This is a genomic window from Mesorhizobium ciceri biovar biserrulae (genome assembly GCF_001618845.1).
In the GTDB taxonomy this organism is placed as follows: domain Bacteria; phylum Pseudomonadota; class Alphaproteobacteria; order Rhizobiales; family Rhizobiaceae; genus Mesorhizobium; species Mesorhizobium ciceri.
On the sequence record NZ_CP015064.1, the window covers coordinates 1,497,627 to 1,523,448 of the forward strand.

Consider the following 25,822-nt stretch of genomic DNA (forward strand, 5'->3'; position numbering starts at 1 on the left):
GTCATGGGTAGGGAAATCCTGCTGAAAGCGCACGGGGTGTCGAAGTCCTTCGGCGCTGTCCGCGTCCTGCATGACGTGACTTTCGACGTGCATCGGGGCGAGGTGCTGGGCATCCTCGGCCCGAATGGGGCGGGCAAAACGACGCTGTTCAACGTGATCAGCGGCGACTTGAAGACGTCCGGCGGCGAGATACAGCTCGGCGACACGGCACTCCGCGGCGAGCCGCCCTTCCGCCGCTGCCAGATGGGGATCGGGCGGACCTATCAGATCCCGCGTCCCTATTCCGGCATGACCACCTTCGAAAACCTGCTGGTCGCCGCCGCTTTCGGCGGCGGCCGGTCCGAGAAGCAGAGCTATGCTTTCTGCGCCCAGGTCCTGCGCGAGTGCGAACTCTCCGACAAGGCCAATGTCTCGGCCGGCGCTCTCACTCTGCTCGACCGCAAGCGGCTGGAGCTGGCGCGCGCGCTGGCGTCGGATCCGAAGCTGCTGCTGCTGGACGAGATCGCGGGCGGGCTGACCGACGATGAATCGAAGGCGCTGGTGGCGCTGGTGCGCCGCATCCGCGACCGCGGCATCACCATCGTGTGGATCGAGCATGTGCTGAACGCGCTGCTGGCGGTGGCCGACCGGCTGTTGGTGCTGAATTTCGGCGAGAAGATCGCCGAAGGCGTGCCCGCCGACGTGATCGCGCTGCCCGAGGTCCAGCGCGTCTACATGGGGATCGAGGGATGACGGCCGTTCTTTCCACCCACGGGCTGTTGGCCCGCTATGGCGACTTCCAGGCGCTCTACGGCGTCGACATCGAGCTGCACCAGGGTGAGGCCGTGGCCTTGATCGGCGCCAACGGGGCCGGAAAATCCACCCTCCTGCGTTCGATCATGGGCCTGCTTCCGGTCGGGCGCGAGATGGTGCTGCTGCACGGTGAGCCGGTCGGCGGCACCGCCACCGACCGCATGGTGCAGAAGGGCGTCGCCATCGTGCCGGAGGGCCGCCGCCTCTTCACCGGCATGTCGGTCGAGGACAATCTGCGCGTCGCCATCGACCAGGCCGCGCGCATGGGCGCCAAGGGCGGATGGACGCTGCCGCGTCTGCACCAGCTGTTCCCGATCCTCAAGGAGACGGCTCGCACCCAGGTGCAAAGCCTCTCGGGCGGGCAGCAGCAGATGGTGGCGATCGGCCGCGCGCTGCTCTGCCAGCCGCGCGTGCTGCTCTGCGATGAGATCAGCCTTGGTCTCGCGCCCAAGGTGATCCGCGAAATCTATGCCGCCTTGCCCGAAATCCGCGCCACCGGAACGGCGATGATCGTGGTCGAGCAGGATGTCGGCCTCGCCCGGACCGCCACGGACCGCCTCTACTGCATGCTGGAGGGCCGCGTGACCCTGACCGGCAGGTCCGCCGAAATCACGCGCGAGCAGATCGGCAAAGCCTATTTTGGAGCGGGCCATGGAGTGGTTTGACGCCTTGGTGCAGGGGGTCCTGCTGGGCGGCATGTATGCCCAGTATGCACTCGGCATGGCGCTGATGTTCGGCGTCATGCGGATCGTCAACATCAGCCATGGCGATCTGGTGATCCTTTTGTCGCTGATCGGCATCTCGATCGCCACGGCTTGGGGTCTGGGACCGCTGCCGGTGCTGATCGTGCTGGTGCCGCTCGCGGTGCTGATGGGCTGGGTGCTGCAGAAGGCCGTGCTGAACCGCGTGGTGGGCAGCGATCCGCTGCCCTCGCTGATCGCGACCTTCGGACTGTCGATCGCGCTGCAGAACCTGATGCTCCAGATATGGTCCGCGAACAGCCGATCGCTGCCCGGCCATGGGATCGAGAGCCAGTCCATCGAGATCGGCGGCATCTATGTCGGTCTCCTGCCGCTGATCGTGCTGGCCGTTGCCACGGGCCTGACAGGAGGCCTCGACCTGACGCTGAAGCGCACGCGCTTTGGTCGCGCGCTCCGCGCCGCGTCGGCCGATGTCGAGGCGGCGGCGATGACCGGCATCAACCCGCGCGCCGTCTATGCGATAGCGACAGCGGCGGCGGTCGGCATTCTCGGTTTTGCAGCCGTCTTCCAGGCGCTGCGGTCGACTGTTGCTCCGGCCGATGGGCCTGCCCAGCTGATCTACGCGTTCGAAGCGGTGATCATCGGCGGCATGGGGACGGTATGGGGCGCCTTCGTCGGCTCGATGGTGCTCGGCATCTCGCAGGCCATCGGCTTCCGCATCGATCCGGGCTTCGGCGTGCTTGCCGGACATATCGTCTTCCTGGTCGTGCTGGCGACCCGCCCACAGGGCCTGTTCGGAAAGGCATTGTCATGAGTGCGATTCCCTATGTGGCAACAACCGAGGTGCCCGAAGTCGTGGTCCAGCGCCAGACCCGGTCCGGTCGCATTGCGATGACGCTGGCGGTGCTGGCCATGATCGCTGTCGCTGTCATGCCGTGGTGGGCTTCGACCGGCACGATCCGGTCGGTTCTGGTGCTGTGCTGCTATATCGCCGTCGCGCAGATGTGGAACCTGCTCGCCGGCTATGCCGGCCTCGTCTCCGTGGGCCAGCACGCCTTCATGGGCGCCGCCGGCTATGCGCTTTTCGTGCTGGCGCAGACCTACGGCATCAATCCGTTTGTGGCGGTCTTCCTGTCGCTCCTGGTGCCGGCCGCGCTGGCCGTGCCGATCTACCTGCTGCTGCATCGCCTGGATGGCCCCTATTTTTCGATCGGCACATGGGTGGTGGCCGAGGTCTTCCGGCTGACCGCCTCGAACCTGCCGCTCGTCAATTCCGGCGCGGGCATGTCGCTTCGCGTGATGAAGGACTATTCGGCCTTCGAGCGGAATGTCGCTATGTCGCTGCTCTGCGCGGGGATGCTGCTCGTCACGCTGGGCGGCAGCTATTGGCTGCTTCGCTCGCGCTTCGGCCTTGCGCTGATCGCCATACGCGACAATCCGGTTGCAGCTGCCAGCCAGGGCGTGAATGTCGTGAAGCTACGCTTCCTGATCTATGTCGCGTCAGCGGTCGGCTGCGGTCTCGCGGGCGCGATCTATTTCATGGCGCAGCTGCGCATCACCCCCGGTTCGGCCTTTGACCCGATGTGGGCGAACGTCGCGATCTTCATCGTCATGGTCGGCGGGATCGGGTCCATCGAGGGCGTTCTGATCGGATCGCTGATCTTCTTCATCGCGGACCGCTGGTTCGGCGAATACGGCGCGACCTATTTCGTCGTCCTCGGCCTGATGACGCTTCTGGTGGCGCTCTACGCCCGGACGGGCATCTGGGGCCTGATCTCGAAGCGGTGGGATGCACCATGGTTCCCGATCCGACGCAAGCTCGTCGACCCCGAACCGCTGACGAGGAGGATTTCATGAAAGCCGCCATCTTCGATAAGGTCGGCGTCCCACTGCGGATCGGCACGGTGCCGGACCCGACGCCAGCACCGGACGAGGTCGTCTTGCGTGTCGCCGCTTGCGGCATCTGCGGCAGCGATCTGCACATCACCGAGGATCCGGTGCCTTTCGGCATCGAGGCAGGCTTTGTGCTCGGCCATGAATTCTCCGGTGACATCGTCGCGGTCGGATCGGAGGCAACGGGCCTTCGGATCGGTGACCGGGTCGCTGTCGTGCCGATGCGCGGTTGCGGACACTGCGAGGCCTGCGAGCGCGGCGATCCGGCGCGCTGTCACGAGATGGAGCTGATCGGCGGCGGCTATGCGCAATACGCAACCGTGGCCGCACGCCAATGTCATATCCTGTCCGACGATGTAGCACTCGAGGATGGTGCGTTGGCCGAGCCACTGTCGGTCGCCCTGCATTGCATCGTCCGTTCGGGCATGAAGCCGGGGGATCGGGTCGCCATACTGGGTGCCGGGCCGATCGGACTGCTCGTCGCCTTCTGGGCGCGGCGCATGGGGGCATCGCGTGTCGTGGTGGCCGACATCCACGGCCATCAGCGCGAGCGTGCGCTTGCTCTCGGCGCGACCGGCTTCGCGCTTTCCGGCGAAAAGCTGAGCGAGAACCTCACCGATCTCTGCGGCGGAGCGCCCGACATCGTCTTCGAATGCGTTGGCAAGCGTGGCCTCATCGGCGCGGCGGTCGAGGCGGTCCGGCTGCAGGGCACGGTGGTCGGGGTCGGCCTCTGCATTGGTGGAGACCAGTGGGACCCGTTCGTTGCGCTGACGAAGGAAGTGAACCTGCTGTTTTCGGTCTTCTTCCATCAGCGCAACGAATTCGGCGTCGCCCTCGATGCGCTTCGAGGCGGACCTTTCGCACCGCAAGCTCTGGTCACCGACCGGATCGACCTCTCGCCGGTTCCGCAGATATTCGAGAGCCTTCGCCGCCGCACCACGCAATGCAAAGTGCTGATCCAGCCGGACCTTGTTTGAGGAGAGTGAAAAATGGCCGTTCAATTCGAAACGCTCGAATACGATATCGATGGCACGAAAACGGTGGTGATGGCCATCGGTAGAGGCAAGCCCGTGCTGTTCCTGCACGGCGCCTCGACGCTTGAAGGCTTCGACTTTGCCGAGGGCCTCGCGGACCGTTTCCGCGTGCTCTGCCCGAGCCATCCGGGCTTCGGCTTTTCTGGCCCGGCGCCGCATGTCGCTACGATGTCCGACATGGTTTTACACTATCTGAATCTGCTCGATGTTCTCCGTCTGCCGGAGAAGCCTCATCTCATCGGCTTTTCCATGGGCGGCTGGATGGCGACCGAACTCGCTGGCCTTGCGCGCGAGCGTTTCGACAAGGTGGTGCTGATCGCGCCGGCAGGGCTCAACGACCCCGCATATCCGGCCACTGATCTCGGCGCGGTCGCGCCGCAGGAGTTGCCGGCCTATCTGGCGCAAGACGTCTCGGTGGCGCTGCGCTACTTCCCGGATGGTTCCGACGCCGCCTTTGCCGAGGCCTTCGGCGCCGATCGCGCCCGCGAAGGCGAGACGCTCGGCCGGCTGCTGGCGCCGTTCGGCATGGGGCATCCGAACCTGCGGCGCTTTCTGGCGCGCATCGCCAATCCGACACTGGTCGTCTGGGGCACCAGGGACCGTATGCTGCCGGCGGGACAGGCTCCGCTCTTCGTCGAGGCGCTGCCCGACGCACGCCTGATCCTCGTCGAGGACGCCGGCCATTTCGTCATGCAGGAGAAACCCGAAACGCTCAGGAAGATCGGCGATTTCTTCGCCGGCTGATCGCATTTGAAAAGGAGGAGGAGAACACGATGAACAAACCCATCAAGCACAGCTCGTGGGGGACGACCACCGACTATCGCGACTTGCTCAGGAAGATCGCGGAGATCGGACCGGCCCTGGAAGCCAACGCCACCGCCGATGAGGAGAATGGCGAACTGACTGCGGCCACGTTCGAGCTGCTGAAGCCGCTGCGCATGTCGCATATCTTTGCCGCGGAGAGCCTCGGCGGTGCGCAGTTGCGACCCACCGAGGGTCTCGAACTGCTGGCGGCGATCACCTGGCACTCCGGGGCGGCCGGCTGGGTTTCCATGGTGCATTGCTGCATCGGCGCGATGTCGGCTGCCTTTCTGCCGGACAGCGCGGTCGAGCGGCTGTTCGCGCCGGGCTCCGACAACCGTTTCTCGGGACAGGGGGCGCCGCTCGGCATGCTGAAGAAGGTCGACGGTGGCTACCGGCTGAACGGCAAGTGGAGCTATGGCAGCGGCTTCAGCCACGCCACCTATAGCCACAGTGCCGCCTTTGTCGACGACGGCACCGGCAAGCCCGCCAAGGACGATAGGGGCAATGTGATCATCATGTGCGCCCATGCGCCGATCTCCCAGCACAAGCAGCTCGGCAATTGGGACGTTCTGGGCCTCGGTGGAACCGGCAGCATCGACTATGCGGCCGAGGATGTCTTCATCGCCGACGATCTCGTCTTCCCGATCCTGACCGCGCCGCCACTGCGCCAGAAGGAGTTCTTCAGTCTCGGTGTCGTCGGCCTCGCCGCCATCGGTCATACCGGCTGGGCACTCGGCACCGGGCGGCGGATGCTGGACGAGATCGCCAAGTTCGCCCGCAGCAAGTCAGGCCGCGCCGGGTTGATCGGCGAGAGCGAGAAATTCTGGCACGACTATGGCCGCGCCGAAGCCCGCTATCGCGCTGCCCGCGCCTTTGTCTTCGAAGTCTGGCGCGACATCGAGGCGACGGTCGAAGCCGGCAACAGCATGTCGACGCGGCAGATCAGCCTTGTCCATCTGGCCAAATCCGAGATTCATGAGGTTGGCGTCGATATCTGCAACTTCGCCTATCGCGCGGGCGGCGGCGCGTCGCTGCGCGCCGGTGTGATCCAGCGCACCTTCCGCGAGATGATGGTGGCGGCCAACCATTTCACGATCGCGCCATCGATCGTCACCTCGGCCGGCCGCGACATCGGCGGGCTGTGGAGCGATCGCACCTGGCAGTTCTACGATCTGATCGAGAAGAAGTAGTCGCAAGGGCCGGACGGCGGACCCATCCGGCCCCATTTCATGCTGCAGAAGAGAGACGTCGATGAGCTTCCCGCATCCGATGACCAACGCCTTCCGCGAAGCCTTTCGCCACCACCCGGCCGGTGTTGCCGTGATCACGGCCGATCCCGGCGACAGACCGGTGGCAATGACCGTGTCCTCGCTGATCTCTGTAAGTGCTGCGCCACCGGTCGTCGCCTTCTCGCTGTCGATGAAATCGACCTCGTCCGAACCCTTGCTACGGGCGCAGACCATGGTGATCCACCTGCTGCGCTACACCGATATCGACCTGGCGCAGCTCTGCGCGTCGAGCGGCGCGGAACGCTTCCCGCCGGGAGGCGCCTGGGCTCGGCTGCCCACGGGCGAACCGCGCTATACCGGCGTCTCGACCTGGTTCCGCGCCCGCCGGCTCGGCGTCCTGCCGATCGAGGGCGCGACACTGGTGGCGGCCGAACTCCTTGACGGCGAGGTGCAGCCGGACGAGATCCCCCCTGAGGCGCATTCGCTGGTCTACCTCGACCGTCGCTGGCATCGCCTGCACAAGGAACTGGACGGCGTGGCTGAACTTCTTGAGTCGTCGCGTTTTCTTTGAACGGTGCCGGCGGTCCGGCCGCTGCGCACGGAATTCGCTAAGCCAGTCAAACGCGTTTCGAGCGTCAGTCGCACCGTCCCCCCACTGGCCCGCCGTGCAGGGTCCAGCCAGTTGGGCACTGGTCGGAGCTTCGTCCCGCATCGGATGCATGTCTCAGCTTACGTTAGACATTTCCACAAAATATATCACATGTTGACGTTAATTTAACAGGCTACTATGGTCTGTTTGCCGCGTCGGATGCGGCGCTTTGGTATCACCGTTGCTCGTTGATTGTCGTCATGTCCGTTATCCCTATCCCAACCTGCAGGATTGCCTTGCAGCGCCCTTCACCAGTTGCTGAAAACGGCGGCGCCCATGCCCAGTTTGCTCGGAATCGATAACGGTCTCACGGTCACCAAGGCGGTGATCTTCGATGCCGATGGCACGCAGTTGTCGGTGGCGCGTCGGCGGGTTCCGCAATCGATGCCCCATGCGCGCTGGGTGGAGCGCGACATGGCCGGCCTCTGGCAAGCGACCGCCGACGCAATCAAGGAGGCGATCGCGCTATGTGGCCGCCCGGCGGACGACATCAGGGCGGTGGCGGCAACCGCGCATGGCGACGGTCTCTATTTGCTCGACAAGGATCGTCGGCCGCTGGGGCCTGGAATCCTGTCGCTCGATAGCCGCGCCGGCAAGATTGTCGAGCGATGGTCGGCGGACCGGGTCTTCGAAGAGGCGCTAGCGCGAACAGGCCAGGCGCCCCACGTCTCGGCGCCGTCGGCGCTGCTCGCCTGGATCAGGGAGCACGAACCGGCCCGCTATGGGCGTATCGGGCATATACTGGCCTGCAAGGACTGGCTGCGCTTTTGCCTGACCGGCACGATCGGCACCGACCGTACCGAGGCCAGCACCTCATTCACGGATTTCCGCACGCAAGCCTTCGCGCCGGAAGCGATGCGAATCTTCGGATTGGACGATGTTTTCGACGCGCTGCCGCCGATGGCGCACTCCGCCGCGATCGTCGGCCATGTCACCGCCGAGGCAGCCGAAATGACCGGCCTTGCCAAGGGAACACCGGTCGCGTGCGGACTGCATGACGTGACTGCCTCCGCACTTGGCATGGGCGGCCATGAGGAGGGCGTGCTCGCCATCGTCGCCGGAACCTATTCCATCAACGAAGTCGTCTCTTCGCAACCACGCGTCGACCCGCGTTGGCTCTGTCGCAACGCCATCGACGCAGGCCGCTGGAACAACATGGCGATCTCGCCGGCGTCGACCGCGAACTACGACTGGTTTCTCGACACGTTCTGCCGCTCGGAGCAGGAAAAGGCATCGGTCGATGGTGGCTCGATCCACGAGCTTCTGGCAGCAGAGATCGACACGGCGCTGAAGAAGCCGTCGACCATCCTGTTTCACCCCTATCTATTCGGCTCCCCTTTTGGCGATGTCGCCAGCGGCAGCTTTGTCGGCCTGCACGGCTGGCATAATCGCGGCGATATACTCAAGGCGGTTCTGGAGGGCATTGCCTTCAATCATCGCACCCATGTGGAAGCCTTGCGCGACGGCTTTGCCGTCAGCGAGATCCGCCTGACCGGCGGCGGTTCGCGCAATCCGGCCTTCGTTCAGATGTTTGCCGACGTGCTGAACGCCCCGGTCATCGTCACCTCGACCGACGAGGCCGCGGCCTTTGGCGCTGCCCTTTGCGCGGGGGCGGCGGTTGGCATCTTCGCGACGCCGCAACAGGGCGCCAGGCAGGTCGGGATGACGGCGCGCCAATACGAGCCTGACCAAGCCTCGAGTGCTGTGTTCAACGAGCGCTTTTCCCTCTATGGCCGCATAGCCGGTGCGCTCGAACCGCATTGGCCCGACATCGAGAAGCTGGGCCGGCCAGACACTGGGGGAACCGCATGATCAAGGCCGACGAACGACGCGAAGAGATCGCCGACTATGTGATCAAGCTCGGCCAGGTGCGCATCGACGATCTGGTCGAGCATTTCGGCGTGTCGCGCATGACCGTCCACCGGCATATCGACCGGCTGGCGCAGCAGGGCGTGCTGCGCAAGCTGCACGGTGCGGTGACGGTTCAGCCTTCCGGCCTCTACGAAAGCGCCTTCCGCTACCGTGTGACGGTCAACCGGGCCGAGAAGGATGCGCTGGCGCGGGCAGCACTCGATTATGTCGAAGCCGGCCAGGTGGTGATGCTGGACGATTCCTCGACGGCAAACGCCGTCGCGGCACTGCTGCTCGACGTCAAGCCGCTGACCGTCATCACCAACTCCGTAGCGACGGCATCACTGCTGATCAATGTCGACGAACTCGACTTCATCTGTCTCGGCGGCCAGTACCACGGCACCTACAACGCCTATATCGGTATCGTCTGCGAGAACGCCGTGGCGCAGCTGCGCGCCAATGTGCTGATCTGTTCGGCTTCGGCCATCACCGGAACCACGGCCTTCATCCAGGATCCCAATGTCGTGCGGGTCAAGCAGGCGATGATGGCCGCATCGGTCAAGCGTATCCTTCTGATCGACCATGCCAAGTTCGACAGGATCGCGCTGCATGTCTTCGACGATCTGACCAACTTCGATGTCGTGCTGGCGACCGAAGGCCTGGGCGATGCGCGGGCGCAAGCCCTCGAACGGGCCGGCGTGAAGCTGCACATCGTCAAGACGAAAGCGTCATGAGCTCAAGCGAAGCAACATTTACGGAAAATCCCGCCGGGCGTTTGGCCGCCATGGCCGGAACCGGCGAGGTCGACGTCGTCATCCTTGGCGCCGGCATCAACGGGGCAGGGCTGTTTCGCGACCTGTGCGCGCAAGGCGTCAGCTGCCTGATCGTCGACAAGGCGGATTTCGGCTCGGGCACCAGTGCCGCGCCATCGCGGCTCATTCACGGTGGCCTGAAATATCTCGAAACCGGCGAGTTCGGTCTGGTGGCGCAGTCGACGCTGGAACGCAATCTGCTTTTGAAGAACGCGCCGCACTATGTCAGCCCGCTGCCGACCGTCATCCCGATCTTTTCCTGGAGCAAGGGCATGCTGGCGGCATTGCGGACGCTGTTCGGCTCGACCAGCGCACCGCGCAGCCGCGGCGCCATCCTGATCAAGATCGGCCTGATGATCTATGATTTCTACGGCTCGCGAAACCAGGTCATGCCGCGCCACCGCATGATCGGGCGGCGCCAGGCGCTCAGCGGGATGCCGGCGCTCAATCCTTCGATCGTCGCCACCGGCACCTATTACGACGCCAAGATAAGCCACCCCGAAAGGCTCGTGCTTGAACTGATCCTCGATGGGCGGCAGGCAAACGCGGCCTCGGCCAGCGCGAACTATACGGCGCTGGTCAAGTCCGCCGATGGGGTACTGACCTTCCAGCCGGAAAACGGCGCGGCGTTTTCGGTGCGGCCGAAGCTGGTGGTCAACGCCGCCGGTCCGTGGATCGACGATGTCAACGAATTGCTTGGCGCGCCGTCGAAGATGATCGGCGGCACCAAGGGCTCGCACGTCCTGCTCAAGCATGACGAACTGGTCAAAAGCCTGGCCGGGCGCATGCTCTATTTCGAAGCCGATGACGGCCGCATCTGCCTCGTCTACGATTATCTCGGCCTGGCGCTGGTCGGCTCCACCGACATCAAGGCCGACAATCCCGACGCGGTGCGCTGCGAGCCCGACGAAGTCGAGTACCTGCTCGACAGCGTGCGGACTCTGCTGCCGGGAATGGCGTTCGAGCGCGACCAGATCGTCTATGCCTATAGCGGCATCAGGCCGCTGCCGGCCTCCGATGCATCGCTGCCCGGGCTGATCAGCCGTGACCACTCCGCGCCGGTCGCCGACCCGGATCGGAACAGACCTTTCGCGGTCATCTCGCTGGTCGGCGGCAAGTGGACGACCTTTCGCGGCTTCGCCGAGGAAGTCGCCGACACCGTGCTCGGCCGCCTGCAGCGCAGCCGCAAGGTGACGACGCAAGCCATGCCGATCGGCGGCGGCAGGGATTTCCCGACCAATGCCGCAGCGCGAGCAGGTTGGCTGGCTCTGGCTCACTCGAACACGGGCGCTGAGGAACGGCGTCTCGATGCGCTGCTGTCGCGATACGGCACCAGAGCCACGCAGATCGCCACGCATGGGTCGGGCGATGAGGGTCGGCTGCCGGATTCAGAAAGCTACAGCAAATCGGAAATCGACTACATCGTCCGCAACGAGTTCGTCGAACATCTGGCCGATATCGTCATGCGCCGCAGCACCTTGGCGATATCAGGCTCCCTGACGGGCCGCGACCTGCAGGCGATTGCGGCGATTGCCGGACAGGCGCTGGGCTGGAGCGCCGGGCGCCTTGCAAGGGAAGTCGAGGCCGCAATTGTGGAACTCGAGGACCGGAACCTGATGCGGCTGGGCTGATCAGTCAGTCACCGATGCTCTTCACAAGGCAATCCGGTCGGTTTGCCCATGGATGCGCCGCATCCGCAAAACGCCCAACTCACAGGCAGGTTGGGATTTTGCCGATATTAGATATTATCATTGAAAAACAGCTAGTTAGAAAAAAATGGATAGCTGATGGCCGTGCAATTCTGCTGGCTTAAGCCAGAGATAACACAGATTGACGTTAAATTAACACAACTGTATGATCGAGTAACATGCTCACCTCCTAATAGGTCGATGTTGCCCGCCGAATGCCGGCAGACCGGCGTTTCGGGAAGGGCGAGACCTGTGAATTCCCCGTATGTGCATGCGCCCAACCCGGCGGGGGATTGACAGCAATGCAGGGATGTGAAAATTTTTGCATACAAAGATAATAATATCATCTCAGGGAGGAGATGGCTTGAAATCCGGCGGAACCGCTAACCGCGATCATGAGTCCAGCCTCGCCACCCGCGCGGCCTGGCTTCACTATGCCGGGGGTCTGACGCAGGCCCAGGTGGCCAAGCGGCTCGGCCTGACCAGCCTCAAGGCGCATCGGCTCATCACGCGGGCCACCCAGGATGGCCTGGTCAGGGTGATCATCGACGGCGACGTCGGCGAATGCATCGACCTCGAGCAGCAGCTGATCAATGCTTACGGGCTCGATTACTGCGAGGTCGTTCCGGATCTCGATCAGGACGAGCTGCCGCTGAAGGCGCTTGGCATCGCCGGCGCTCAGTTTCTGAAGCGGGAGATCGATCGCGGCGAGGACATGCTGATCGGCGTCGGCCACGGCCGTACCCTTGCCGCAAGCGTCGAGTATCTGACGCGCACCGCCGCCGCCCATATCCGTTTCGTCTCGCTGCTTGGCGGTGTGACGCGCAAGTTCGCGGCCAACCCGCACGACGTCATGCATCGGCTGGCCGAGCGGACCGGCGCGCAGGCCTATGTGATGCCGGTGCCTTTTGTCGCCAACACCGCGGAGGACCGTGAGGTGCTGCTTGGGCAGCGCGGCATCAGCGATGTCTTCGACCTCGCAAGCCGGTCCGACCTGATGTTCGTCGGCATAGGGACCGCCGAGCGGGAAGCTTCGCTGGTCGCCACCGGCATGATCGAACATTCCGAAATCGATGAGGTCAAACGCGATGGCGGCGTCGGCGAGCTGCTCGCCCACTTCTTCGACGACCAGGGACGCCCAGTGGAAACGGCGCTGTCGGAAAGAATCCTGGCACTCCCGCGGGACCAGTTGAAGGGCCGCCGGATCGTCGCCGTCGCCGGCGGCAAAGTGAAAATACGCGCTATCAAAGCGGTGCTCGAAAGCCGCTATCTGAGCGGCCTGATCACCGACGAATCCACCGCTCGTGCCCTTGTCGAACAGAACAAACCAAATGGTGCGAAGCGCCATATGAACGGAGGATCGCCAAATGCGTGACAAGCGCGGATCAGCCTTGCTGGCGGTTGCGTCATGAGCGCGAAAGCCGCCACCGCATCGACCAGGCCTGCCTCGCCCGCCCTGCGTCGGGCACTTGCCGGCGCCGCGGTTGTCGTCCTGCTCGGCGCCATGGCGCTCGATACCAAGGTGGTCAGGATAGGGTCGGCAGGCGACGTTCGCAGCGCCGTGTTTTCCGCCGCTGACTACGGCAAGTCGGAATTTCCCAAGGTGCAGGCCGATGTGGAGGCCCGCGCCGCCGACGCGGTGACGGTGGCGACGGCGATTGCCAAGGACAGGGCAACGGCGGAAAAGGAATACGGTGTGCCTGCGGGCGTCGGACCGGTCATTTCAGTCAAGTTCACCGGCGTCGTCGGCGAAGGAAAATCTGGCATCTACAAAGTCGCCGTCGACGGCGTACCCGATACGTTGATGATCCGCGTGCAGACGGGACCGGCGATCAACGGGACGGAACTGCGTGACGCCACGGGCAAGATCACATTCGGCCAGTTCACCAACCAGATTGAGTACCAGGACGCCGGTTCGGCGCTGAACAATGAGATGAAGAAGGAAGTCCTGGCCAAGGTCGATACGAGCACCTTGACCGGCAAGACCATATCGGTGGTCGGCGCATTCAAGCTGGTCAACCCGAAGAGCTGGCTCGTCACCCCCGTGAGGCTGGACGTCAAATGAAACCGGCTGCCGACACCGGACCCGCGACTGGCGACGCCGTGCTTTCGGCGCGCAACATCGTCATGTCGTATGGCGGCGTCCATGCGCTCAAGGGCGTCAATTTCGACATCCATCGCGGCAAGGTCACCACGCTGTTCGGAGAGAATGGCGCCGGCAAGTCGACGCTGATGAAGATCCTCTCCGGCGTGGTCACGCCGACATCCGGCGACATCGTGCTCGACGGCAATCTCGTCAGCTTTTCTTCGTCCTCGGACGCGCGCGATCGCGGCATCTCGATCATCCACCAGGAACTCAGCCTGGCGCCCAACCTCAGCGTTCGCGACAACATCTTCATGGGCCGCGAACTGCGCACCAGGACCGGCCTCGACTTCGCCGAGGAGCAACGCCAGGCGCGCGCTCTGATGGCTGATCTCGAAGAGGACATCGATCCGATGACCCTGGTCGAGGATCTGCGCCTCGGCCAACAGCAGATCGTCGAGATCGCCCGGGCCCTGTCGGTCGATTCGCGCATCCTCATCATGGACGAGCCGACCTCCGCGCTCAGCGCAACCGAGGTGGAAGTTCTGTTCAAGGTGATCCGCGATCTGACCAGCCGCGGCGTCTCCATCGTCTACATATCGCATCACCTCGAAGAGGCGCTGCAGATCACCGACTATGCCGTTGTCCTGCGCGATGGCGCGATTACCGCGACGGCCGAAGCCCGGGATATCGATCTCGAATGGATCGTGCGCAACATGGTCGGTGAGAATTTCGATCTCGGCTCGCCGCCGACCGGCCATGAATTCGGCGAAGTCGCCCTGTCGATCGAGGATGTCAGCGTCGTCGACACTTCGGGCTCAGGCTATTCCGTCGTCGATCACCTGTCGCTGGACGTGCGAGCAGGCGAGATCGTCTGCATCTACGGGCTGATGGGTGCCGGACGCACGGAATTGCTGGAGGCCGTCGCCGGACGAGTGCCGATGGCGGGCGGGCGGGCGCTGCTGGAAGGCGAGGACGTCTCGGGGCTGAGCATTGCCCAGCGTATCTCCAGAGGGCTTGTGCTGGTCCCCGAGGACCGGCAGCGCGACGGGCTGGTGCAAACGATGACCGTCGGTCGTAATCTTTCGCTCGCCAGCATCGAAGCGTTCGCCAGGGGCCTGTTTCTGTCTCGTTCCAGAGAGCGAGAGCTGGTCGAAGACTCGATCCGCAAGGTGACCGTCAAGACCGCTGGCGGCAATGCCATGATCGGATCGCTGTCGGGCGGCAATCAGCAGAAGGTCGTCATTGGCAAGATGCTGACGACCAATCCCAAGGTTATCCTTCTCGACGAGCCGAGCCGCGGCATCGATGTCGGCGCCAAGGCCGAAGTCTTCCGCTTGCTGAGCGAACGCGCTGCGCAGGGCCTTGCCGTCGTCTTCTCGACCTCTGAGGTCAACGAATGCCTCAGCATTGCCCACCGCATCGTCGTCATGCGCCGCGGCAGGATTTCAGCCGAATTCGGCGCCAATGCCACCAAAGAGCAGATCATGGCCGCCTCGGGCGAAGCCGTGGTCGGCTGATCACCAGGAATTTCGGAGCCCACACCATGACCGATGTCAGCCAGGCCAGAAAACAGTCCAGTCCAAGCGCGAGCGAAGGCTTCGATCTCGCCAAGCTGCTGCTCGAGGGCCGCGCTTTCTTTGCCCTGATCGTCATCATCGTCGTCTTTTCGATCCTGTCGCCCTACTACCTCTCGGTGGCGAACTTCCTGACCATGGCCTCGCATGTCGCCATCTTCGGAATCCTCGCGATCGGCATGCTGCTTGTCATCCTCAATGGCGGCATCGATCTGTCGGTGGGGTCGACGCTGGGCTTGGCCGGCGTCGTTGCCGGCTTCCTGATGCAAGGGGTGACGCTGACCTGGCTGGGCATCGTCCTCTATCCGCCGGTGTGGGTGGTCGCGGTGCTGGCCTGCATGCTCGGCGCCGTCGTCGGACTGATCAACGGCGTGCTCATCGCGCGCTTCAAGGTTCCAGCTTTCGTCGCCACCCTCGGCGTCATGTACATGGCGCGCGGCCTGGCGTTGCTGATGACCAGCGGCCTGACCTACAACAATCTCGGCGGCAAGCCGGAGCTCGGAAACACCGGCTTCGATGCGCTTGGCTTCAACCGCTTGTTCGGCGTGCCGACGGGCGTCGTGGTTCTCGTGGTCATCGCGCTCATTGGCAGCATCGTCCTGAACCGAACCGCTTTCGGGCGCTGGCTCTACGCCTCGGGCGGTAATGAACGCGCGGCCGAACTCTCCGGCGTTCCGGTCAAGACAGTGCAGATTTCCGTCTATGTGCTGTCGGGCATCTGCGCCGCCATTGCCGGCCTGATCCTGTCCTCGCAGCTTACATCGGCGGGACCGACCGCCGGCACCACCTACGAACTGACGGCCATTGCGGCCGTCGTCATCGGCGGCGCGGCACTGACCGGCGGCCGCGGCAACATCCGCGGAACCCTGCTCGGGGCCTTCGTCATCGGCTTCCTGTCCGACGGTCTGGTGATCATCGGCATCTCATCCTACTGGCAGACAGTGTTCACCGGCGCGGTCATCGTGCTCGCCGTGCTCCTCAATGCCGTTCAGTATCGCCGCCGCAGCAAGCTCCCAAGCGCGACAGGTGGCCAACCGACTTCTCAGAAACGGGGGAAGGCCGAACCGGCCAATCCTGCCCAAGGGAAGACTGCCAGGTGAACTGGCAGCAACACGCATAATCATTGGAGGAATGTACATGAAAACCATGCTGAAAAGTCTGCTCGCGGCCGCGATGGTCGTTGGGTTCACGGCCGCCGCGTCAGCCGCGGGCCTGATCTCGATCATCGTCAACGATCCGGCCAATCCCTACTGGCTGACCGAGGGCAACGTCGCCAAGGCCGAGGCCGAGAAGCTTGGCTATACGGCCAATGTCGGCGCCCACAAGGGCGATACCAATACGGAAAGCAATTTGATCGACACCGCCATCACCAACAAGTCGGTGGCGATCATTCTCGATCCGGCCAACGCCGACGGCTCTGTCGGTGCGGTGAAGAAGGCGATTGCAGCCAACATCCCGGTGTTCCTCGTCAATGCCGAGATCAACCAGGAAGGCCTCGCCAAGGGGCAGCTCGTTTCCAACAACGCGCAGGGCGCTGCTCTCGGTGCCCAGCAGTGGGTGCAGGCCGTCGGTGAAAAGGGCAAATATGTCGAACTGCTCGGCGCCCCGTCGGACAACAATGCCGCCACGCGCTCGAACGGTTACGCGACTGTGCTGAGCCAGTACCCGGATCTCGAAAAGGCTGCTTCGCAGGTCGCCAACTGGGATCGTACCCAGGGCCACGACAAGATGCAGAGCATGCTGCAAGCCAATCCCGACATCATCGCCGTGATCAGCGGCAATGACGAAATGGCTCTCGGCGCGGTTGCGGCGCTGAAGGAAGCTGGCAAGCTCGCCGGCATCAAGGTCGGTGGCTTCGACGGCTCCCCGGACGCGGTTGCGGCGATCAAGTCCGGTGAACTGCAGTACACCGTGCTTCAGCCGGTCGCCATCTTCTCGGCCAAGGCCGTGCAGCAGGCGGACTCGTTTATCAAGACGGGTGCCACCGGTGCGGCGACCGAGAAGCAGCTGTTCGATTGCCTTCTCATCACCAAGGACAATGTCGACAAGTACACCGCACCCTTCGTGCTGTCTGAGTAATACCTGTACAGGGGGTGTCCTTGCGGGCACTCCCTGCCTCTTCTACGAAATGACTGCCCTCGTGAACTGCCTTCGCAACCAATCGGAATTTGCGGCATGAAAGACCTGCTGATCGGCATCGACGCGGGAACGTCGGTGATCAAATCGATCGCTTTCGATCTGTCCGGGCGGCAGCTCGCCATGACGTCGGTGCCCAATAGCTTCGTCACGCTGGAAGGCGGCGGCGCCGAGCAGGACCTCGACCAGACCTGGCGCGACATGGCACGGACCGTTCGCGATCTCGCGGCCAAGATTCCCGACCTCGCGCAACGAACCGCGGCGGTGGCCATCACCGGGCAAGGCGACGGAACCTGGCTGATCGATAGCGACGGCTTGCCTGTCTCGCGCGCCTGGCTGTGGCTCGATGCCCGCGCCGGACATTTGGTGGACGAGATGCGCGCCGATCCCCGGGATCGCAGGCGGTTCGAACTGACCGGCACGGGGCTGAATTCCTGCCAGCAAGGCGCCCAGCTTGCCTTCATGAAAAAGAATCATCCCGACATGCTGGAGCGGGCGGCCACCGCACTGCATTGCAAGGATTGGCTCTACTTCAAGATGACGGGCGAGCGCGCCAGCGATCCCTCCGAGGGAACCTTCACCTTCGGCGATTTTCGGTCGCGCACCTATTCCGACGAAGCCCTCGACATCCTGGATCTGACGACGCATCGCCGCCTGTTGCCTCCCATGCTCGAAGGCACCACCGACCATCATCCGCTATCGCGATCGGCGGCGGCGGAGACCGGCCTGCTCGAAGGCACGCCGGTGGTGCTGGGCTACGTCGACATGGTCATGACGGCGCTCGGAGCCGGCCTCTATGATCCCTCGGGCAATGTCGGCTGCACGGTCATCGGCTCGACCGGCATACACACGCGCTTCGCAGCCACTCCCGACGATGTCGTGCTGAACGCAGATGGCTCCGGCTACACGATCGCCATGCCTATTCCGGGCGCCTTTGCACAATTGCAATCCAACATGGCGGCGACGCTCAACATAGACTGGGTGCTTGGCCTTGCGCGCGACGTGCTCGCCACGGCTGGCGGCAAACCTTCTCATGACGAGTTGCTGAAGGCGCTCGACGCTTGGATGGAAGCATCGGAGCCGGGATCGCTGATCTACCAGCCTTACATATCGCTAGCCGGCGAAAGAGGGCCGTTCGTCGACCCTGACGCACGCGCCGGCTTCATCGGCCTTTCGGTCAAGCATGGCTTTGGCGATCTGGCACGCGGCGTGCTCGAGGGATTGGCCTTCGCCGCTCGCGATTGCTACCAGGCGATGGGCGCCGTGCCGAGTGAGATCCGCCTGTCGGGCGGCGCAGCGCGCAGTCCGTCTCTACGTCGCATCATCGCGGCGGCGACAAGGGCGCAGGTGCGCACCAGCAGCCGCCAGGAAGCCGGCGCGGCGGGTGCCGCGATGATGGCCGCGGTCGGGCTCGGCGTCTACGGCTCCATGGAAGACTGCGCCGCCGAATGGGTGACGCCGCTTCTCGGCGACTGCGATGCCTATGACGAGGCGCTTTCGCAAACATACGATGCGCTCTTCCCTTCCTTCGTTGCGGCGCGCCAGGCGCTTCGGCCGGTGTGGAAGGGCATGGCGCACCGCACAGGAGCAAGATCTTGAGCAATACAACAGATGTCGTCGATCTCTTCGTGATCGGCGGCGGCGTCAATGGAGCCGGCATAGCGCGTGATGCTGCAGGTCGTGGCCTGTCCGTCATCCTGTGCGAAAAAGACGATCTCGCGCAAGGCACCAGTTCGCGTTCCGGCAAGCTGGTGCATGGCGGCCTGCGCTACCTCGAATATTATGAATTCAGGCTGGTTCGCGAAGCGCTGATCGAACGCGAGGTGCTGCTCGAGGCGGCGCCGCATATCATCTGGCCGATGCGCTTCGTTCTACCGCACAGCCCGCAGGATAGGCCGGCATGGCTGGTCCGGCTCGGGCTGTTTCTCTACGACCACCTTGGCGGCCGCAAACGGCTGCCTGGGACAAGAACGCTGAACCTGAGGACCTCGCCTGAAGGCGCGCCGATCAAGGACGAATTCAAGCGCGGTTTCGAATATTCCGACTGCTGGGTCGACGATGCGCGCCTGGTGCTGCTCAATGCGCTCGATGCAAGGCAGCGAGGCGCCAGAGTGCTCACGCGCACCGCCTGTGTCGCGGCGCGCCGTGAAGGCGGACTGTGGTCGATCGACATGCAGGATGGTCGCACGGGCGCCGTCACGAAAGTCCGCGCGCGCGCTCTGATCAACGCAGCAGGTCCCTGGGTCAACGACATTGTCAGCCGCGTCGCCGGGCAGAATTCGACGCGCAATGTCCGGCTTGTAAAAGGCAGCCATATCGTCGTGCCCAAATTCTGGGAGGGGCGGCAGGCCTATCTCATCCAGAACAACGACAAGCGGGTGATCTTCGTCAACCCGTACGAGAACGATCTGGCGCTGATCGGCACGACCGACATTCCCTACGAAGGCAGGCCCGAGGAAGTGGTCGCCGAGGCCAGCGAAGTCGACTACCTGATCAAGGTGGTCAATCGCTATTTCAAGCGGCAGCTGACGCCACAGGACGTGGTCTACAGCTTCTCCGGTGTGCGTCCGCTCTATGACGACAATGCCGACAATCCAAGCGCGGTGACGCGCGACTATATTTTCGAACTCGACGCCTCCAACGGCAACGCACCGCTGCTTTCGGTGTTCGGCGGCAAGATCACCACCTTCCGCAAGCTGTCGGAACACGCGCTGGAAAAGATCCAGCCATTCTTTCCGACGATGAAGAAAGCCTGGACGGCCAAAATTCCCTTGCCGGGGGGCGACCTGCCCAATGCGGACTTCGAGCAGTTTCTGAGCGATCTGCATGTCGAATTTCCATGGCTCAGCCCGTCGTTGGTGAAGCACTACGCTCGAAGCTACGGCACCCGCGCCAGGCAATTGCTCGCCGGCGCGCAAAGCGAGGCTGATCTCGGCCGACGCTTCGGTCCCGATCTGTATGAACGGGAGGCAAAGTTCCTGGTCGAGACCGAATGGGCTGGCACATCAGCCGATATACTGGAACGCCGCACAAAGCATGGCCTGCATATCAATGCGGCCGAGCGGAAAGCATTCGAAGATTGGTTCGGTAACATCATGGCGACGGCGGACTGATGGCCTTCACGCTTTCCCTCAACACCAATCCTCTGGTCAATCGCTTCGCCGATCCAGACGATTTGATCGACGCGATTGCTTATGGCATCGGCATTCGCGACGTGCAGTTGACGCATGAATTCGTCAATCCGGGCTGGCCGGCGGCCACGATTGCCAAATTCCTGCGCCTGTTCAACAGCGCGCTTTCGCGGACCGGTGTCAGGATCACCTCCGGCATGACCGGACCTTATGGCCGGCTCAACCATTTCGGCCACCCGGACGCCGACGTCCGGCGCTACTATGTCGACTGGTTCAAGACCTTCGCCGACATTTCCGCCGAACTCGGCGCGCCAGGCATGGGCACGCAGTTCGCCATCTTCACCTACAAGGACTTTGACGATCCGCAACGGCGGGCAGCACTTCTCGATATCGCGCTCGAATGCTGGCGCGAGGTTGCCGAACACGCCAGGGCGGCGGGGCTGACATACCTGTTCTGGGAGCCGATGTCGGTCGGCCGCGAGTTCGGCCACACGATCGAAAGCTGCGTCACGCTGCAAGGCGCCATCGACGCAGCGAAGCTGCCCATACCGATGAAGATGATGGTCGATATCGACCATGGCGACGTGACCTCACCCAACCCTGCCGACACCGATCCCTACGCCTGGGCGAAAGCGTTTCCATTGCAATCTCCGATCATCCACATCAAGCAGTCTTCCATGAACAAGGGCGGCCATTGGCCGTTCACGGCCGCCTACAACAAGGATGGCCGCATAGTGCCGCAGAAGTTGCTGGACGCGGTTCGGCAGGGTGGTGGAACCGACAATGAAATTTGCCTTGAACTTTCCTTCAGGGAGAGGGAACCAGTCGACCATCAGGTTATCGAGATGATCCGCGAGTCGGTGGATTTCTGGGCGCCTTACGTCGACAGTGGCCGGGACAGTCTCAAGCCTCGGACTTGAGCGAATACGTCGCCCGGAAGCCGGCTTCGGCCGCAAAAGTATCGAAGGAGAAAAACAATGGCCCCATATTGGGTCGGCACGAGCTGGAAGATGAACAAGACGCTTGCCGAGGCGTTGCTGTTCGCCGATGCGTTGGCCGCCTTCGTGCCTGGTTTCGATCAGGCGATACAGCCTTTCGTCATTCCGCCGTTCACCGCCGCGCGCCAGGTCAAGGCGGCACTGGCCAACACCCGCGTGAAGGTAGGTGCCCAGAACATGCATTGGGCCGATGCCGGTGCCTGGACGGGAGAGATTTCGCCAGTGATGTTGAAAGACTGCGGGCTGGATGTAATCGAACTTGGCCATAGCGAGCGCCGCGAGCATTTCGGCGAGACGGATGCGACTGTCGGACTGAAAACGGCGGCTGCTGTCAGGCACGGTTTTGTGCCACTGATCTGCGTCGGCGAGACGCTGGACGAGCGTGAATCAGGCCGCGCCGAGGCGGTGCTGACGGCACAGGTTCTCGGTGCGCTGCAGGAGCTGAGCGGCGATCAACCGAAGGCCGAAATCCTCTTTGCCTACGAGCCTGTCTGGGCGATCGGGGAGAAGGGCATTCCCGCAAGCGCCGACTATGCCGACAAGCAGCAAGCGCTGATCAAGCAGGTAGCCGCTGACCGGCTGCCGGCTGCCCCGCCTGTGCTTTACGGCGGCAGCGTCAACCCCGGCAACGCGGCCGAACTTATCGGCCAGCCGCATATTGATGGCCTGTTCATCGGCCGCTCGGCGTGGCAAGCGGAAGGCTATATCGACATTCTGAAAAAGGCGTCGGCCGCCATCGCGCGCTAACCGCGCGAGCAATTCCGGGAAAGTGTGAAGCGGTTTTCCGTCCGGAATTGCGTCAAATCAAAGAGACAGAGACAAAAGCAAAGGAGTTCATCATCATGAAGATCGCACTCGGAGCCGACAGCGCCGGCAAGCCGCTGCTCGATGTCATCGCCAAGCATCTCGCCACCAAGCCGGAGTTGCAGGTCGTCGACCTGAGCCAGGCCGGCTTCTACGCCGATATCGCCGCCTCGGTCGGCCACGAAATTCTCGACGGCAACTACGACCGGGCCATCCTGTTTTGTGGCACCGGCATCGGCGTCAGCATCTCTGCCAACAAGGTGCCGGGCATTCGCGCCGCGTTGACCCACGATACCTATTCCGCGGAGCGCGCCGCCAAGTCCAACAACGCCCAGATCATCACCATGGGCGCCCGCGTCATCGGTCCCGAACTGGCGAAATCGATCGCCGACGCATGGCTTGCCTCCGAGTTTGATCCGAATGGCCCATCTGCCGCGAACGTGCAGGCCGTCGACAAGCTCGACGCCAACCGCTGAAAGACGCGGCAAGTCCGCTGATGATCAGTCGGTCAAGGCGGTCCGCATCGCCTCGATCACGGTGACGGCGGACGCAGCGCCCGGATCCATATGGCCAAGCGAACGTTCGCCGAGGCGTGATGCCCGGCCCTTGGTGGCCACCATCGCTTTGGTCGCTTCCGCGCCTGTCTCTGCCGCCTGGGCGGCGGCCTTGAGACTGGCGGCCAGATCCTTGCCTGAGGCCAGCGCTTCGCCCGCCGCTTGCCCCGCCGGCGCCCATGCATCGATCATCGTCTTTTCGCCAGGTTCTGCCTTGCCGCGATCCTGAATGCCCTTGGCCATGGCCTGGAACAGGGCGACCACATCCGCGTCGTCGAGCGCCGTCTTGCCCTTGACGGCTGCCGCGGCGCGCATGAGCGCGGTCGCATAGAGCGGACCGGAGGAGGCGCCGACCGCATTCAGGAACGACTTTGCCGCCGTGTTCAGCAAGGTGGTCGGATCGGTCGCCGCGGTGTCCAGTCCGGCCACCGCATCGCGCGCAGCGGAAAATCCAAGCTCCATCGCGATGCCGTGGTCGGCGTCACCGATAACCCCGTCAAGCGCGCACAGCCTGTCCCTGTCTGCTGACATGGAGTTTGCGATCGCCGCGAACATCGTGACAAGGCGGGCAGTATCGATTGTCGTCATGTCTTAGTCCTTGCCACAGAGTGGGTTTAGCCGGCGCGAAACATGGCGCAGTCGCAGGGGTGGTCCAGCATCGTCTGCAACTCGCCGTCCAGCCGATGCAGCGTGATCGAGGCCCCGGCCATTTCGAGCGAGGTGCAGTAATTGCCGACCCAGCTTGCGTGGATGGACACACCGATCTCATCAAGCCTCTGCTTCACGCGCCGGTTCATGATGTAGAGTTCCATCAGCGGCGTTGAGCCCAGCGAATTGACGAGCACCGCGACCTTGTCGCCGCGCGCCGGCGCCATCTCGTCGAGGATCCTGTCCAGCATCTCGTCGGTGATCTCATCGGCTGTTTTCAACTTTTCGCGTGCGATGCCGGGCTCGCCGTGGATGCCCATGCCGATCTCCATCTCGTCCGGCCCGATCTCGAAATTTGGCCGGCGGGTCTGCGGCAGCGAACAGGGCGACAGCGCCACGCCCATGGTGAAGGTGTGGTCGTTGGCCTTGCCGGCGATGCGCTCGCATTCGTCGAACGACAACATCCGGTCGCAGGCGGCGCCGGCCGCCTTGAAGATGAAGAAATTGCCGGCGACGCCGCGCCTCTTGTGCCGCTGGTCGCGCGGTGCCGAGGCGACGTCGTCGGTGCTCAGCACCGTGCGCACCTCGATGTCGTCCATCGCCGCCATCTCGGCCGCCATGTCGAAATTCATCACGTCGCCGGCATAATTGCCGTACATGAACAGCACGCCGGCGCCGCCGCTGACCGCCTTGGCACATTCGAGGATCGGGTCCGGCGGCGGCGAGGCAAAGACATTGCCGATGGCCGCAGCGTCAGCCAAGCCCTTGCCGACAAAGCCGAGAAAGCTCGGCTCGTGGCCCGAGCCGCCGCCGATGACCAGGCCCACCTTGCCCTGGCGCGGCCCGTCGCGGGCGACGATGGAGCGTGGACTGCCGTCCACGCTTTTGAGATGGCGGGGATGCGCTGCCAGGATGCCTTCCAGCATCTCGTCGACGGCGCGGTTGCCATCGTTGATGATCTTCTTGGTCTGCACCCGGCATCCTCCCGACTTCGGCATTTTCGCAGATAATACCGGGTGTTACCGGGATTTCCACCCGGCAAGGCGTATTTCGCGCGCTGAGATGTTCCCACGGCCAACACCTGGACGCAGGCGCTGGCTGTTTCAACCGCCGAGGCCGTCGCGGATGGCTGAGAAATAGCGATCGGTCCCGACCTGGCCGCCCTTGAGCGCGACCTCCAGTCCGTCGATCGCCTTGACGCGCGAGTGGGCAACGCAAAGCGGGGAACCCGGCGAAGCGGGCAGCGGCATGCGAATTGTCAGGGCATCGACGCCCGTCTCGCCGAGTGCGTGGCTCGACGTGTCGCCGCCTGCAATGACCACGCGACGCAGGCTCTGTTCCACCGTCAGGTTGCGAAGGATTTCTCCGAGGCCGCGGCCAAGCCTGTGGCGGGCGCCTTCCTCCCGGTCGATTTCGGCGCCCCTGTCGGCAGTGGGGCCAAGCGCGGTGTAGAGGATGACGCTGCGCCCGGCTTGCAGACTGGCACGGCCGCTTGCCGTTGCGCGCGTGATCGCCTGCTGCGAGGCCTCCGAAACCAGTTCGACCGGATCGACCTCGATGCCGTCGAAACCGTCGGTCAGGGCATGCCGGATCTGTCGTTCGGTGGTCGGCGAGCAACTGCCCGACACGACGGCTATCCGCTCGGCAGCGCCCGGCGGTGTGAAGCCTGGCCCAGCGCTGACGACGCCATTCGACGTCCATTCGGCCAGCAGCGCATATTCGACACCGGACGAGCCGACGACAAAAGAACCGCCGGGCTTGCGAACTTGCCACAGTTCCTTGCCGGCCAAAACCTGCGTCTCCAGACTGTCGACATCGACAAGCACGATGGCGGTGCCGTTTCCGGTCAGGCGATCGAACGCCGCCGACCGCGATGCCGACTGCAGCGTCGCAAGATCGACCAGCCCGGAGCTCAGCGCCGTCTGCCGCGACAGATGGATCAGCAGATCGGACTCATCCATTGGCGTCGTCGGGTGACGGCTCATCACCGGGTGGCGATCAATGCGGAAATATTGGTCGCGATAGGCCGCGAACAGATGGCCGAAAGCGGTATAGCGCTTGAGCTGCGGCGCGCCGACCAGCAGCGGCACACTATCCTGCGCGAACACCGAGCGGCCGACCTCGATGGCTCGGCCGATGCTGCCGATCGTCGGGCTGGAATCGAAGGTCGAGCAGACCTTGTAGTGGCAAATCTCGGCGTTAAGCGTCTTCAGCCAGCCGAAGGCATCGCGCAGATGCGTGTCCATCCATTGCGGCGTCTCACTGCGGCTGGTGCCGGCCAGCCCTATCGCCCGGCAACGGCCAAACCGGGACAGCAGGGCCGCGTCCGGCTGGCGCATGAACAGCACGGTCGGCACGCCACCGAGCTCGAGCGCCTCCATGACATCGGTCGAGCCGGTCAGGTCGTCGCCATAATAGCTGAGAAGCAGGTCCTGCAT

General features: G+C 63.7%; 24 protein-coding genes. 21 read left to right on the plus strand and 3 right to left on the minus strand.

The window, feature by feature from the left end; translation table 11 throughout:
• Positions 1 to 3 precede the first annotated feature (3 nt).
• The 21 genes from A4R29_RS06600 (at position 4) to derI (ending at position 22,658) form a co-directional block, all read left to right on the plus strand.
• Positions 4 to 732, plus strand: coding sequence for an ABC transporter ATP-binding protein (locus A4R29_RS06600; protein ID WP_063171523.1), 729 nt, complete (start codon positions 4 to 6; stop codon positions 730 to 732).
• The gene (locus tag A4R29_RS06605; RefSeq protein WP_063171524.1) at positions 729 to 1,457 is read left to right on the plus strand and encodes an ABC transporter ATP-binding protein; all 729 of its coding nucleotides are present in this window, start codon (positions 729 to 731) and stop codon (positions 1,455 to 1,457) included. Before A4R29_RS06600 ends, A4R29_RS06605 begins: the two co-directional genes overlap by 4 nt.
• Entirely contained in the window at positions 1,444 to 2,307 is an 864-nt protein-coding gene (locus A4R29_RS06610; RefSeq protein ID WP_063173601.1) for a branched-chain amino acid ABC transporter permease, read from the plus strand. Before A4R29_RS06605 ends, A4R29_RS06610 begins: the two co-directional genes overlap by 14 nt.
• Positions 2,304 to 3,350: a branched-chain amino acid ABC transporter permease gene (locus A4R29_RS06615; protein ID WP_063167506.1), complete on the plus strand. Its 1,047-nt coding sequence runs from the start codon at positions 2,304 to 2,306 to the stop codon at positions 3,348 to 3,350. Before A4R29_RS06610 ends, A4R29_RS06615 begins: the two co-directional genes overlap by 4 nt.
• Positions 3,347 to 4,363, plus strand: a complete 1,017-nt coding sequence (locus A4R29_RS06620) for a zinc-dependent alcohol dehydrogenase (protein ID WP_013533083.1) — start codon at positions 3,347 to 3,349, stop codon at positions 4,361 to 4,363. Before A4R29_RS06615 ends, A4R29_RS06620 begins: the two co-directional genes overlap by 4 nt.
• A 12-nt stretch (positions 4,364 to 4,375) precedes the next feature.
• A complete protein-coding gene (locus A4R29_RS06625; protein WP_063167508.1) occupies positions 4,376 to 5,164 on the plus strand; it encodes an alpha/beta fold hydrolase in 789 nt (262 codons plus the stop codon).
• Between the two features lie 29 nt (positions 5,165 to 5,193).
• Positions 5,194 to 6,414 (plus strand): acyl-CoA dehydrogenase family protein, encoded by a 1,221-nt coding sequence (locus tag A4R29_RS06630; protein ID WP_063171525.1) that lies wholly within the window; start codon positions 5,194 to 5,196, stop codon positions 6,412 to 6,414.
• A 61-nt stretch (positions 6,415 to 6,475) separates the two neighbouring features.
• Positions 6,476 to 7,024 (plus strand): flavin reductase family protein, encoded by a 549-nt coding sequence (locus A4R29_RS06635; RefSeq protein ID WP_013533080.1) that lies wholly within the window; start codon positions 6,476 to 6,478, stop codon positions 7,022 to 7,024.
• Positions 7,025 to 7,378: 354 nt separating this feature from the next.
• Entirely contained in the window at positions 7,379 to 8,914 is a 1,536-nt protein-coding gene (locus tag A4R29_RS06640; RefSeq protein WP_063173602.1) for an FGGY-family carbohydrate kinase, read from the plus strand.
• Positions 8,911 to 9,687 carry a DeoR/GlpR family DNA-binding transcription regulator gene (locus A4R29_RS06645; RefSeq protein WP_063171526.1) on the plus strand — a complete coding sequence of 259 codons (777 nt, stop codon included), beginning with the start codon at positions 8,911 to 8,913 and terminating at the stop codon, positions 9,685 to 9,687. Before A4R29_RS06640 ends, A4R29_RS06645 begins: the two co-directional genes overlap by 4 nt.
• Positions 9,684 to 11,396, plus strand: a complete 1,713-nt coding sequence (locus A4R29_RS06650; RefSeq protein ID WP_063171527.1) for a glycerol-3-phosphate dehydrogenase/oxidase — start codon at positions 9,684 to 9,686, stop codon at positions 11,394 to 11,396. Before A4R29_RS06645 ends, A4R29_RS06650 begins: the two co-directional genes overlap by 4 nt.
• 421 nt (positions 11,397 to 11,817) lie before the next feature.
• Positions 11,818 to 12,828, plus strand: a complete 1,011-nt coding sequence (locus A4R29_RS06655) for a sugar-binding transcriptional regulator (protein ID WP_027163951.1) — start codon at positions 11,818 to 11,820, stop codon at positions 12,826 to 12,828.
• A 33-nt stretch (positions 12,829 to 12,861) separates the two neighbouring features.
• The gene (locus A4R29_RS06660; protein ID WP_024502445.1) at positions 12,862 to 13,518 is read left to right on the plus strand and encodes a DUF2291 family protein; all 657 of its coding nucleotides are present in this window, start codon (positions 12,862 to 12,864) and stop codon (positions 13,516 to 13,518) included.
• Positions 13,515 to 15,056, plus strand: coding sequence for a sugar ABC transporter ATP-binding protein (locus A4R29_RS06665; protein WP_063171528.1), 1,542 nt, complete (start codon positions 13,515 to 13,517; stop codon positions 15,054 to 15,056). Before A4R29_RS06660 ends, A4R29_RS06665 begins: the two co-directional genes overlap by 4 nt.
• A gap of 26 nt (positions 15,057 to 15,082) precedes the next feature.
• Entirely contained in the window at positions 15,083 to 16,213 is a 1,131-nt protein-coding gene (locus A4R29_RS06670) for an ABC transporter permease (RefSeq protein WP_063171529.1), read from the plus strand.
• A 37-nt stretch (positions 16,214 to 16,250) separates the two neighbouring features.
• Complete coding sequence (locus A4R29_RS06675) at positions 16,251 to 17,192, plus strand: D-ribose ABC transporter substrate-binding protein (protein ID WP_013533072.1); 942 nt, start codon at positions 16,251 to 16,253, stop codon at positions 17,190 to 17,192.
• A 96-nt stretch (positions 17,193 to 17,288) separates the two neighbouring features.
• Positions 17,289 to 18,848 carry an FGGY-family carbohydrate kinase gene (locus A4R29_RS06680; RefSeq protein ID WP_063171530.1) on the plus strand — a complete coding sequence of 520 codons (1,560 nt, stop codon included), beginning with the start codon at positions 17,289 to 17,291 and terminating at the stop codon, positions 18,846 to 18,848.
• Positions 18,845 to 20,362: a glycerol-3-phosphate dehydrogenase gene (locus A4R29_RS06685; RefSeq protein WP_024502448.1), complete on the plus strand. Its 1,518-nt coding sequence runs from the start codon at positions 18,845 to 18,847 to the stop codon at positions 20,360 to 20,362. The genes A4R29_RS06680 and A4R29_RS06685 overlap by 4 nt, the downstream gene beginning before the upstream one ends.
• A complete protein-coding gene (locus tag A4R29_RS06690; RefSeq protein ID WP_013533069.1) occupies positions 20,362 to 21,300 on the plus strand; it encodes a sugar phosphate isomerase/epimerase family protein in 939 nt (312 codons plus the stop codon). The genes A4R29_RS06685 and A4R29_RS06690 overlap by 1 nt, the downstream gene beginning before the upstream one ends.
• 57 nt (positions 21,301 to 21,357) lie before the next feature.
• Positions 21,358 to 22,125, plus strand: a complete 768-nt coding sequence (locus A4R29_RS06695) for a triose-phosphate isomerase (protein ID WP_013533068.1) — start codon at positions 21,358 to 21,360, stop codon at positions 22,123 to 22,125.
• A gap of 95 nt (positions 22,126 to 22,220) precedes the next feature.
• Positions 22,221 to 22,658 carry a D-erythrulose-4-phosphate isomerase gene (gene derI / locus A4R29_RS06700; RefSeq protein ID WP_063173603.1) on the plus strand — a complete coding sequence of 146 codons (438 nt, stop codon included), beginning with the start codon at positions 22,221 to 22,223 and terminating at the stop codon, positions 22,656 to 22,658.
• Positions 22,659 to 22,682: 24 nt separating this feature from the next.
• On the opposite strand, the gene dhaL is transcribed toward derI, so the two are convergent.
• The 3 genes from dhaL to A4R29_RS06715 form a co-directional block, all read right to left on the minus strand.
• On the minus strand, positions 22,683 to 23,324 hold the full coding sequence (dhaL, locus tag A4R29_RS06705; protein WP_063171531.1) for a dihydroxyacetone kinase subunit DhaL: 642 nt from the start codon (positions 23,322 to 23,324) through the stop codon (positions 22,683 to 22,685).
• 26 nt (positions 23,325 to 23,350) lie between these two features.
• Positions 23,351 to 24,358 (minus strand): dihydroxyacetone kinase subunit DhaK, encoded by a 1,008-nt coding sequence (locus A4R29_RS06710; RefSeq protein WP_027163947.1) that lies wholly within the window; start codon positions 24,356 to 24,358, stop codon positions 23,351 to 23,353.
• Between the two features lie 129 nt (positions 24,359 to 24,487).
• Positions 24,488 to 25,822, minus strand: a complete 1,335-nt coding sequence (locus A4R29_RS06715) for a four-carbon acid sugar kinase family protein (RefSeq protein WP_063171532.1) — start codon at positions 25,820 to 25,822, stop codon at positions 24,488 to 24,490.